The organism is Fictibacillus enclensis (assembly GCF_001457035.1).
Classification (GTDB): Bacteria; Bacillota; Bacilli; order Bacillales; family Fictibacillaceae; genus Fictibacillus_C; species Fictibacillus_C enclensis.
Genome location: NZ_KQ758620.1, coordinates 1 through 11596 on the forward strand (window position 1 = coordinate 1; position 11596 = coordinate 11596).

13 protein-coding genes and 1 rRNA gene are annotated in these 11596 nt (G+C 44.1%); 3 read left to right on the forward strand and 11 right to left on the reverse strand.

Annotated elements, in window-relative coordinates; genetic code table 11:
- Positions 1 to 181 (reverse strand): 16S ribosomal RNA (locus AS030_RS18000); the annotation flags it as partial.
- Positions 182 to 456: 275 nt separating this feature from the next.
- On the reverse strand, positions 457 to 1323 hold the full coding sequence (locus tag AS030_RS18005; RefSeq protein ID WP_061974233.1) for a nucleotidyltransferase-like protein: 867 nt from the start codon (positions 1321 to 1323) through the stop codon (positions 457 to 459).
- A 108-nt stretch (positions 1324 to 1431) separates the two neighbouring features.
- Between AS030_RS18005 and AS030_RS18010 the strand changes: the two genes are divergently transcribed.
- The gene (locus AS030_RS18010) at positions 1432 to 1800 is read left to right on the forward strand and encodes a YgzB family protein (protein ID WP_061974236.1); all 369 of its coding nucleotides are present in this window, start codon (positions 1432 to 1434) and stop codon (positions 1798 to 1800) included.
- A gap of 21 nt (positions 1801 to 1821) precedes the next feature.
- Here the strand turns inward: AS030_RS18010 and perR are convergent, their stop codons facing one another.
- From perR to AS030_RS18025, 3 genes are all read right to left on the reverse strand, one after another.
- A complete protein-coding gene (perR, locus tag AS030_RS18015; protein WP_061974238.1) occupies positions 1822 to 2265 on the reverse strand; it encodes a peroxide-responsive transcriptional repressor PerR in 444 nt (147 codons plus the stop codon).
- Between the two features lie 82 nt (positions 2266 to 2347).
- A complete protein-coding gene (locus tag AS030_RS18020) occupies positions 2348 to 3301 on the reverse strand; it encodes a D-2-hydroxyacid dehydrogenase (RefSeq protein ID WP_061974241.1) in 954 nt (317 codons plus the stop codon).
- 133 nt (positions 3302 to 3434) lie between these two features.
- Positions 3435 to 4544 carry an aminopeptidase gene (locus tag AS030_RS18025; RefSeq protein ID WP_061974243.1) on the reverse strand — a complete coding sequence of 370 codons (1110 nt, stop codon included), beginning with the start codon at positions 4542 to 4544 and terminating at the stop codon, positions 3435 to 3437.
- A 144-nt stretch (positions 4545 to 4688) separates the two neighbouring features.
- On the opposite strand from AS030_RS18025, the gene AS030_RS18030 reads away from it, so the two are divergent.
- Positions 4689 to 4868: an H-type small acid-soluble spore protein gene (locus AS030_RS18030; RefSeq protein WP_061974245.1), complete on the forward strand. Its 180-nt coding sequence runs from the start codon at positions 4689 to 4691 to the stop codon at positions 4866 to 4868.
- 33 nt (positions 4869 to 4901) lie between these two features.
- Here the strand turns inward: AS030_RS18030 and bcp are convergent, their stop codons facing one another.
- The 6 genes from bcp to AS030_RS18060 form a co-directional block, all read right to left on the reverse strand.
- Positions 4902 to 5372: a thioredoxin-dependent thiol peroxidase gene (gene bcp, locus AS030_RS18035; RefSeq protein WP_061974247.1), complete on the reverse strand. Its 471-nt coding sequence runs from the start codon at positions 5370 to 5372 to the stop codon at positions 4902 to 4904.
- A gap of 59 nt (positions 5373 to 5431) precedes the next feature.
- Positions 5432 to 5851 carry a potassium channel family protein gene (locus tag AS030_RS18040; RefSeq protein ID WP_061974249.1) on the reverse strand — a complete coding sequence of 140 codons (420 nt, stop codon included), beginning with the start codon at positions 5849 to 5851 and terminating at the stop codon, positions 5432 to 5434.
- 117 nt (positions 5852 to 5968) lie between these two features.
- Positions 5969 to 7138: a S8 family peptidase gene (locus AS030_RS18045; protein WP_240482401.1), complete on the reverse strand. Its 1170-nt coding sequence runs from the start codon at positions 7136 to 7138 to the stop codon at positions 5969 to 5971.
- 244 nt (positions 7139 to 7382) lie between these two features.
- Entirely contained in the window at positions 7383 to 8168 is a 786-nt protein-coding gene (locus AS030_RS18050) for an ABC transporter permease (RefSeq protein WP_061974250.1), read from the reverse strand.
- 7 nt (positions 8169 to 8175) lie between these two features.
- Positions 8176 to 8967 carry an ABC transporter permease gene (locus tag AS030_RS18055; protein ID WP_061974252.1) on the reverse strand — a complete coding sequence of 264 codons (792 nt, stop codon included), beginning with the start codon at positions 8965 to 8967 and terminating at the stop codon, positions 8176 to 8178.
- A complete protein-coding gene (locus AS030_RS18060) occupies positions 8960 to 9976 on the reverse strand; it encodes an ABC transporter ATP-binding protein (protein ID WP_061974254.1) in 1017 nt (338 codons plus the stop codon). The genes AS030_RS18055 and AS030_RS18060 overlap by 8 nt, the downstream gene beginning before the upstream one ends.
- Positions 9977 to 10158: 182 nt before the next feature.
- On the opposite strand from AS030_RS18060, the gene AS030_RS18065 reads away from it, so the two are divergent.
- Positions 10159 to 11454, forward strand: coding sequence for a glutamate-1-semialdehyde 2,1-aminomutase (locus AS030_RS18065; RefSeq protein ID WP_061974256.1), 1296 nt, complete (start codon positions 10159 to 10161; stop codon positions 11452 to 11454).
- The last annotated feature ends 142 nt before the right edge of the window (positions 11455 to 11596 follow it).

Below are 11596 nucleotides of genomic sequence, written 5' to 3' on the forward strand. Positions count from 1 at the left end.
TATCATCCGGTATTAGCTCCGGTTTCCCGGAGTTATCCCCGTCTTACAGGCAGGTTACCCACGTGTTACTCACCCGTCCGCCGCTAAATCAGAGGAGCAAGCTCCTCGTCATTCGCTCGACTTGCATGTATTAGGCACGCCGCCAGCGTTCATCCTGAGCCAGGATCAAACTCTCCAATAAAGTGTTTGATATAGCTCTTAAAGTTTAAAAATAAGAAATTGATGGGATTGTAAAATCCCTGACTTACTCTGGCTTTTGTTTGGTTTTCAAAGAACATTTTGTCGATGCCGCTCGTTTTGGCGACTTTCTTATGATAGCACCTTTGACGAAAGGTGTCAACCACTTTTTTGCTTTGTTTATTTCGTTTATTTGCCGTGTCGTTTCAGCGACAAGTAGTACTATACCATGTTAGTTAGAAAGTGGTCAACACCTTTTTCGAAAAAAGTTGTTCTTTTTTAGAATTTAGTGGTGTAGTGGCGATGATACAAGTGTTTCCCCTTGGTTTCCTGCCTGATCACATGGATGATTCCCCTTTCGATCAGGTGCTCAAGAAGGACGGTCAGGTCAATAGAATAATCGGTCACCTCATGATGCTCCATTAATTCGGCAACAGACCATTCGTTTTGTTCCTGAAATACGCTCAGCAAATGTCCGGCCCCAAGCTTTGTTTTGGAACTAATGGAGAACTCGCTGGCAATTAAGAGAAGTTCAATCCTTTTTTCAATCGGTTCATTCCCGGTAATAAGTTCTTCATATAGTTTGTAAATTTGGGGCTCAATCACCTTCACCTGATTCCAGACCGTAATTTCCGGGTGAAATCCGCGTTCGATCACAGCCAGACGGGCCAGGTGATGCAAGGCATGCAGAATATGGTTGAATGAATCAAGGTACTGACCGCTGTGGAACAATTCCTTTCCATCGGAAAAACGGCGGAGCAGCTTGCCGAACTCAATGGTTATTTTCTTGGATCGTTCCGGTACGGGAAACTTGTCCAATCGGTCACGAAGCTCCGTAATATATTCGTTTCGGTTAAATAGAACTTTTCCGTTTACAACCCAATCAACCACACGGCGGTTCGAACCCAGAAGAAGCCATTGGTTCAGCTGATCTTCCGTTACAATATGTAAAGCTGCGATTTTATCACCATATTCGTAATGTTTAACGCTCCATGGTTTTTCCCCTTTTGTCACAATAATAAAGAGGATGCTGTCAAAGTTGTCTGTTAATGGGCTAAACGGTTTATTGCTCTCGATTAACAGTACTCCCAATGTGTTTTCGTTACTCGCCCTTTCTTGATAAAGCGGGCGTAACAAGTCTTCCATGCCTTCAACTCCCGTTCTGATTTCGGTCTCCAACCAATTCAACGCAAGGTCTGAAAATCCTTTCTTTTTTTCCAAGTCCTTGTATACTGTAAGTTAGGAGGGACAATCATGATAAAATATACGAGCAAGATTAATAAAATACGTACGTTTGCTCTAAGTCTTGTGTTTATCGGAATTATTATTATGTACGCCGGCCTGTACTTCAGAAGCCATTTTATACTAATGTCATTATTTATGTTAATTGGATTTCTTGCAACCCTCGCCAGTGCCGGAGTTTATTTTTGGATCGGAATGATCTCAACCAATGCGGTTCAGGTGGTCTGTCCGAACTGCAATAAGATAACAAAGGTTCTGGGGCGAGCGGATGCCTGCATGTCCTGCAATCAGCCATTGACACTTGATAAAAATCTCGAAGGCCTTGAATTTGATGAAAAATACAACTCCAGACGCGCAATGAAACAAGCATCAAAAAAATAAGCTGAATCCAGCCAAGCTGGTTCAGCTTATTTTTGTTTTATTGGTTCTGCATTCCGGGCATGTACCGTAGATCTCCATGCGGTGATGGCCAACATCAAAACCTGTAACGGACTCGGCCAGCGCTTCCACCTCATCCAGTCCTGGATAATGGAAATCCACAATTTTTCCGCACCCTTCACAAATGATGTGATAGTGTTCGGTGGTGACGCAATCAAAACGGCTGGAGGCATCTCCGTACGTCAATTCCTTAACGAGACCAACTTCTTTAAATACACGAAGGTTGTTATAAACCGTCGCTACACTCATATTGGGAAATTTGCCTTCCAAGGACTTATATATTTCATCTGCGGTCGGATGGGTCATTGATTGAATCAGATGTTCCAGAATCGCATGACGCTGAGGAGTAATGCGGACTCCAAACTGCTTTAATGTGTCAATTGCTTCATTAATGCGTACTTCAGACATCGTCATGCACCTCGCTCTCAAAAGATATTCTTACATTGTAATATTTATAAATAGTGTATCTCGGAATGCCTGCATTTGTCAATCAATAGCCCCGCTCTACTGCGATGATATTGGCTAAAAGGGGGTCTTTCTTCTTATATTTCTCCAGGTTTTCTGCAAACAGCTGAATGGCCCTGTCCTGATATAAAGGAGAGATCCCGGAAATATGGGGAGTAATGGTAACATTCTTCATGTTCCAGAGCGGATTGTTTGCAGGAAGAGGCTCTTCTTCGAACACATCGAGAACCGCATGGGCAATCTCCCCCTGCCGAAGAGCCGAAATCAAGTCATCTTGAACAACCGTTGTTCCCCTCCCGATGTTAAGAAATACTGCAGACTTCTTCATGCGCCGAAAATGCTCGAGCGAAAGAAAGCCCTTTGTTTCCTCTGTAGTCGGAAGCACAGAGACAAGGTAGTCGCTCTCCTTGAGGACGGATGCCAGCTCCTCCCCTTTCGAATACATTCTGTCCACGTATTCAGCATGCTCCCCGCTTCTGTTAAACCCAAGCGTCGTCATGCCAAATGCCTTGGCGAGCCTGGCGATTTCACTACCAATAGCCCCAGTTCCCAAAATACCAATCGTACGGCCAGATATTTCACTCATCGCAACACTTCTGTCCCAAATGCCCTGCTCCTGGTGCTTGATCAGGATTTTAGCTTGTCTTGCCGTCTGCAATATCATGCCCATCGTATACTCGGCCATTGGGGTTTTATGGATGCCTCTTGCATTCGTCACCAATATCCCCTTTTCCTTGATGGCGTGAAATGGCATCCTGTCCATTCCGGCGGATATGACCATAATCCATTCTAGATGAACAGCTTCTTCAATATGCTCTCTACTTAAGTCTTCCCCAAGCGTTATTAAAATTTCTGCGTTTTTTAAATTCGTTTGTGCTTCGTTTATGTTTTCATGAAAATAAAAGTTGTCATTGGGAAAACGGTCCAAAAGTGCTTTCTGAAGGTCTTGTCTGATTTTTGCTGATGTCACAATGTACATGCTGTTTCCTCCCAAGGATTAAAAAGGTGGTCAAAGGAAAAAGTGCGGGAATGAATCCCACACTAATTGGAAGAGTTATTACTAAATTCTATGCATTTTCGAATCTGCGGTACCAACTGTTCTGTTAAATTTTTCATTTTAAATGCTGAGGATTTAGCCCTTCAAGCTCAGGAAGGACAAACAATCCATCCTTTCGAACAAGAACGTCATCAAAATACAGCTCTCCCCCGCCATACTCAGGTCGCTGGATGAGCACCATATCCCAGTGAACGGAAGAACGGTTTCCATTGTCCGCATCTTCATAGGCCTCACCCGGAGTGAAGTGAATGCTTCCTGCTATTTTTTCGTCAAACAGGATATCTCCCATTGGGTGCAAAATCATCGGATTTACGCCAATCGCAAACTCACCGACAAAACGCGCTCCTTCATCCGTCTCAAAAATCTCATTGATTTTATCTGAATTATCAGCTGTTGCTTCTACAATTTTTCCGTCCTTGAATGTAAGACTTACATTGTTAAATACCGTTCCGCGGTATGGACAAGGAGTATTGTAGGTGATGGTTCCGTTGACACTATCTTTGACCGGAGCTGTAAATACCTCTCCATCCGGAATGTTGTTTTCCCCTGCACACTTCACGGCAGGAATGCCTTTAATGGAGAATGTCAGATCCGTACCCGGAGACACAATCCTTACTCTATCGGTGCGTTCCATTAATTCCTGTAAAGGCTGCTGGGCCTGGTCCATTTTTTCATAGTCCACATTGCAGACATCAAGAAGAAAATTTGTAAACGCCTCATAGCTCATCTTAGCCTTTTGGGCAAGACCCTGCGTCGGATAATTTAACAATACCCATTTGCGGTCGTTGATGATCACTTTTTGTACCGGCTTAAAGTATTCACCGCGCAGGCGGAACTTCTCTCCGGGCACATCAGAAAGTTCAGCATCGTTTTCAGAACTTGAAATGGAGATATACGCATCCACTTCCTTCACCCTCTTTAAGTCCCATTGCATGGAGGTTTCGAGCTGTTCCGCTTCATAACCCGTATACAAATACCGGTTTATTTCATCATCATAAAGGTTAACATACGGGTAAGCACCCATTGCATAAGCTTCTTCGATTAGTGCTTTTATTAATGGGCGGGCCGTCAGCGGTGAAGTGATCAGCACCCGTTCCCCCTTCTTTAATTGAACGGAATGGTGAAGCAGTGTTTTCGCAAGAGTAACCACTCTCTGGTCAATCATGTAAAATCCCCCTGTTCTATGTATCTTACAAAAATTCCAACAATTTAATATTATCATGATTTCTTTCACCATGCTTAGATTTCATCCTAACGTATACACGCCCGTTATACGTCCCATACTAAACAAAAAAAGGAGCAAATAATCATGAATACAGACCGAGCAAAACAAATTATTACTTCCCCTGGCGAAATTGAAGTTCACTACTATGGAAAACCTGTATGGATTGAATCGATAAACGCTGCAAGCGGAACCGCCTGGGTACACCCGAATGATAACCCGACTCATGATATGGAAGTCCCTGTTTCGGATCTTGAGGAACATTAAAAGGGATGCTGCATCAATTGCAGCACCCCTATTTTATTTCAAGTTTTCCCGGATATAGCTCAGCACTTCCTCTATATGCTCTTTGACCTTCACTTTTCTGTATTCTTTTACAAGCGTACCTTCCTTATCAAGGATAAATGTGGATCGTTCAATCCCCATATACTCTTTCCCAAAGTTCTTTTTGAGTTTCCAAACATCAAACAGCTCGGCCGCTTTATGGTCTTCGTCTGCGAGCAGCAAAAACGGCAGACCGTACTTATCAATAAATTTTTCATGCCTTGCGAGCGGATCCGTGCTAACCCCAAGAATCACCGCATCCAAATCCTGAAATTCCTCATGCTTGTCCCTGAAATCACAAGCCTGGGTAGTACAGCCCGGCGTCATATCTTTTGGATAAAAATAAAGAACGACATTTTTCCCCTTGAAATCTGATAACGTTACTTCTTTTCCGTTGCTTGCCGGCAATGTGAAATCCGGCGCTTTTTCTCCTTCGGCAACAGCCATTTGTATCCCTCCTGCTTAAGTTGTTTCCATATAAAGAGGGTAACCAATTCTGTGCCTTCCTACAACCTTTTTGATGGAGGGTTGCGATCAATCACAGAATTCAGGACAAATGCGGCCGGCAGCAGATACCCGATGAGCGCCTCCAGAATTGAAAGCCACCTGCCAAAACCCATCGGTGTAAGATCTCCATACCCGACAGACAGCATTGTCATCGAGCTGAAATACATCGCATCATCAACTACGTGAAAAAAATGTTGATGACCGATCACCAACCCATCTTTCTCAAGGACATGGATGTCCATCAAGAGCAGTGAGGTGTACATTAAGCCAAAACCCAAAATAATGGTCATATAAACAGTGATTAATACCAATAGGTGGTTCAGTGACATAAGCTGATACTTCATTACCGGATGGGAAAAAAGGGACTGCAGGCTTTTGAACACAATAAACCCTGATAAAAAAAGAATCGCAACATACATACTCCGTCCACCATCCCTTGGTAGCAGTTTATGCTTCACCTGGAACGATTAGGACAGGTCAGACCTTTTCATAAAAAAAGGCATCGGTACTTATCGCCGCTGCCTTTTGCAATTTGATTAATAACGAACAGCATTTGCTGCGTTCACACGTCCTTTCGAGAAATAGGTTCCGGTACCGGAAATTTTGTCCGCAGTGTTCTCAATCGCAGAACGAATCTGTGAAGCGCTTCTTCCCTGTGAAGCCAGCAGACCGGCTACACCAGCCACAAGAGGAGTGGCCATGCTTGTTCCGGAAAGGTAAGCATAATTTCCGCCAGGTATTGTGGAAAGGATGTTAACACCTGGAGCCGCTACATCTACCCATGAACCGTAATTGGAGAAGGAAGCAAGCCGGTCATTCTGATCTGTTGCCGCAACCGCGATAGCAGAAGAGTAATAAGCTGGGTAACTTGGAGCAGAAGTGCTTTCATTACCTGCAGCAGCGACCACTGCAGATCCTTTGCTTGCCGCGTAACTTACTGCGCTTTGAAGAGTGGACGCAGAGCTTGGCCCGCCAAGGCTGAGAGAAATAACCTTAGCTCCTTGATCAGCCGCATACCGGATACCGCTTGCCACGTCATCAAGGGAACCGCTTCCGTTTGCATCAAGCACACGAACTGCCAAAACTGAAACGTTTGGCGCCATGCCCGCAATACCACGGCTGTTGTTGGTTACCGCTGCCGCGATACCTGCGCAATGTGTGCCGTGCTCATTAAGATCCATTGGATCGCTGTCATTGTCCACATAATCGTATCCTTTGATTACTTTACCTGCCAAGTCCGGATGGTTGTAGTCCACGCCTGTATCGACAATAGCCACTTTCACAGATGACGATCCTTTTGTAACATCCCATGCGGACTGTGCTCCCACCTTTTGAGGCGCATATTGATAGGAAGAAAAATACGTATCATTTGGTGTGTAGGTTGCTTTGTATGTATAGTTTGGTTCTGCATAATCTACGTTCGCGTTGTTCTTGTACTCCTTGATGGCTCCTTTTACATCGCCATCCTTCACTTTAACCACTTGAAAACCATTTTCCTTTTCAACAAGCTGAGCGTCAGATTTTGCGTGGATCGCTTTTGTTTTGGCTGAAGAAACACCTTTTTTAAATTTTACAATAATTTCGTTAGGGGCTACTTCTGCTTTCACAGCTGTTTTTTGTGAAACTTGTGTTGCGGCTTGTGCAGGGGATGCTAAAGACACAACAATCGGTAATACAGCGGCTACTGCCATGAACTTCTTGATCAAATCGATCACTCCTTTGTTTGGGATACTTTTAGCATAGTAGCAATTTAGCAGAAGATAAAGAAAATTTTACATATTTGTAGAAAGATGAATACTATATACCAATAATTTCACATTCCTAACATTTGTAAGGTTAATTAACTAGAAAATTACTGTAAAAAAAATAATCCTTTTTTCCTGCTACCTTAGATGCCGTGTGAATAAAAGACATAAAAAAGACACCTCCATTCGAGGTGTCTTTTATCCGTTAATTTCCTGCTCCCCGGTATTTGGTAACACCGTAATTCCATAACACAACCGAAAGTCCGAAGAAGATGACGCCGATCACCGGAGTGAAAAACGCATATCCATACCATTCGTCCCTGCCGAGAAAATAAGCAGACGGATATACTCCGACAAAGGCAAAGGGAAGAATCCATGTCAGCACGTAACGAATAATACGGTTATAGATGTTGACCGGATAACGGCCGTAATTTCCGATATTGTACATCGTCGGCATAATATCCGTTTTGCTGTCGGACCAAAACCCGATACTTGCCAAGGCAACAAAGATACCCGCATAAACGAGCGCCCCGCCGGCAACAAGCACCACAAAAACGAAAGGATCGTACCAGTGAAGGCTTAAACCGAGTTGGCGGCCGGAATAAAACATGATACCAAGTCCTGTAATAACCCCGAACAAGGATTCCAATTCCATTCTTTCAAGGATGATTTGGAACAGACTGTGAATGGGCCGGGTGAGAATCCGGTCCATCTCCCCTTTGACAATATACCGGTCCGTAAAGTCCCAAATGTTAAAAAAGGCACCGAATATAGCAAAGGGTACAAGAAAGAAACCATAGATAAAAACCATTTCATCCTTGCTCCAGCCGCTCAGCAGGCTGGTATGTCCAAAAACAACCAAAATAAAAATTAGATTTACAGCCTGAAAAAGCAAATCGGAAAAGATCTCAACCAGCATATCAGCTCGATAAGTGAGCCTTGTTTTTAAATACTGTCCTGCATATTGAAAAAAGATAGATAAATACGACATTCTGCCCTCATCCTCCCTGCACAATCAGCTGCCGTTTTGCCGTCGTCCAAAGCAACTGAATCGGGATAAAGAGAACCAGTGCCCATACCGTCTGATTCATAAGTCCATGTAAAATTTCGTTTCCTTGAAATCCCTCTGTAAAAATCATGCTAGGTATATAACTGATTCCTTTAAACGGCAAATAATCCATGACACTCTGAGCCCATACCGGGAAAAAACTGATCGGGAGAATCAGGCCGGAAAACAAGTCGATAACCACCCGTTTCGCGCGAATCAGCCCATCATTGTTAAACAAAAAGAACGTAGCAATACCTGTCAGCAGGTTAATTTGTGTATTGATAATAAAGCTCAAAAGAATGGAAATTAAAAAATAACCCCAGGTGGCCGGATGTGTGGTAAATTGTATCGGAAAAATAAAGTAAACGATCACCATTCCTGGCACCGAGAAAAACAAAATCCGGAATAACCCCTCACCGAGGCCCTGCATCATCTTCATCCCCAGGTAGTTATAAGGACGGATCATCTCAATCGCAACTTTGCCTTCCTTAATTTCGAGAGCAATTTCACGGTCGATGTTATTAAAGTAAAACGCCCGTGCCATCCAGGAAACCGCAATATACGTCGTCATCTGTACAATGGAAAGATCCTGAATGGAGGATTTGTCACCATAGATGGCGCTCCACAAAAAATAGTACGCGCCAATGTTGATGCTATAGATTAAAATACCGCTGTAATAGTTGGTCCGGTAGGCAAGCATCATTAAAAAACGAATGCGGATCATTTCCATATATTTAGCCATTCCGGATGACTCCTTCTTCATAGATATTTCGTATGATTTCCTCTGTCGTAATTTCTACGATTTTCAGGTCGGCTATTTTTTTCGCACCAACCACTTGGCCGATCACAGAGGAAATAATATCCTCGTTGTTTTCAACGCTGGCCGTCCAGTTGCTGGCATTGCTGCCCTGCTCCCACACCACTAAATGATCATGAGTCAAGCTTTGCAGTTCGGTATGTGTTGCCTCTTCAGCAAAGGCAAATTGAATCTGCTTCCCTTCACCCCAATTTTCACGCAGCTGCCGAAGTGCTCCATCATAAATGATTTTCCCTTCATCCAGCATGATGACCCGCTCACAAAGTGCTTCGATATCAGACAGGTCATGGGTGGTAAGAAGAATGGTCGTTCCGTACTTCGCATTGATCTCTTTCAGTAACTCGCGAATCTTGAGCTTGACGAGCACATCCAGTCCGATCGTGGGTTCATCCAAAAACAAAAGCGGCGGATTGTGAATAAGTGCCGCCGCGAGCTCACACCTCATACGCTGTCCCAAAGACAGCTTTCGCACCGGTTTATCAAGCAATGGTTCAATAGCGAGTGTCTCGATGACATCTGCCATATGTGTGTTATAAAAATCGTCAGGAACGTTATACACTTTTTTTAACAGCCGAAACGATTCTTGAACTGCGATATCCCACCATAACTGGGACCGCTGGCCGAACACCACGCCAATGCTCCGAACAAATTGTTCACGGTCCTTATGCGGATTCATCCCGTTTACCCGGACGTGTCCGGATGTCGGAGTCAAAATTCCGGTAAGCATTTTGATCGTTGTTGATTTTCCGGCGCCGTTTTCGCCGATATAACCGACCATCTCCCCCTTTTTAATCTGAAGGGAAATATCATCGACTGCTGTCTTGATGGTATAGTTTCTTGTAAATAAATCCCGGAACGCTCCCTTAAGCCCGGAGCGGCTGGAATGAGACGTAAATTCCTTGCGCAACTCTTTTACATCTATAATATAGTCCATTATTATTTTCCTCCAAAAAACCTCGTTCTCGTGATTAGCACCTGAACTAGTTTATCCTAACTCACCAAGGACCACAATTGTTTCATCCTGAACTTCGGGCGTTTCTTCAGCTGTATAGCCCAAAACGTGCTACAATAAAGGATGGTTTTTAACTAGGTTGTAAACAGCAAGGAGGACAATTCATGAATCATCAACAGTCAGAATTACTATATAAAGACGCACAGGAGCATATTGTCGGAGGCGTAAACAGCCCGTCGCGTTCGTTTAAAGCAGTTGGCGGCGGTGCACCGGTGTTTATGGAAAAAGCACAGGGAGCGTACTTTTGGGATGTGGACGGTAACAAGTACATAGATTACCTCGCGGCTTATGGGCCAATCATCACCGGACATGCCCATCCCCATATCACAAAGGCGATCACAAAAGCGGCCGAAAACGGCGTTCTTTTTGGTACACCTACAAGTCTCGAAGTGAAGTTTGCAAAAATGCTGAAGGAAGCCATGCCTGCCATGGAAAAAGTCCGTTTTGTTAATTCAGGAACAGAAGCTGTCATGACAACCATCCGCGTGGCACGTGCGTACACAGGAAGAGACAAGATCATTAAGTTTGCCGGCTCTTATCACGGCCATTCTGATCTCGTTCTTGTAGCCGCAGGCTCAGGACCTTCCACGCTTGGCACTCCCGATTCTGCCGGTGTTCCAAAAAGCATCGCCCAGGAAGTGATCACCGTTCCGTTCAATGACATTGATTCCTATCGGGAGGCTTTGCAAAAATGGGGCGATGAGATCGCCGCTGTTCTTGTCGAACCCATCGTCGGCAATTTCGGTATTGTTGAACCGAAGGAAGGATTCCTTGAAGCAGTAAATGATCTGACCCATGAAGCAGGAGCCCTCGTTATCTATGATGAAGTGATCACAGCGTTCCGATTTATGTATGGCGGAGCACAGGACCTTTTGAACGTGAAACCTGATATGACTGCCCTCGGAAAAATTATCGGCGGCGGACTGCCAATCGGAGCTTACGGCGGGAAGAAAGAGATTATGGAAAAGGTGGCGCCTCTTGGACCTGCCTATCAGGCCGGAACCATGGCAGGAAACCCGGCATCCATATCAGCAGGGATCGCCTGCCTTGAAGTGCTTCGGGAAGAGGGCGTATACGAAAAAATGGATAAACTCGGGCAAAGACTCGAAGAAGGCATCCTCGCCCATGCAAAAACATACAATATGCCAATTACGATTAACCGCCTTAAAGGAGCATTGACGGTTTACTTTACTCATGAGAAAATCTCCAATTATGAACAGGCAGAAAACACGGACGGCGAGCTGTTTGGCAAATACTTTAAAGCCATGCTTGAAGAGGGAATCAATCTCGCACCATCTAAATATGAAGCGATGTTCCTTACCGCCGCCCATACCGAACAGGATATTGAAGAAACATTAAAAGCGGTGGAGTCTTCATTTAAAAAACTTGCCGAAATGTAATTTTTATTAAGCAGAGTGAATAATCACTCTGTTTTTTTCATCTCATTATGTAAGCGCTTACTTAAATTATAAGGTTCGTTCTGTTGTCTTTTCCGATACGCAATATTCGCAATTTTGAATAAAGATAATTGACTGACTATTT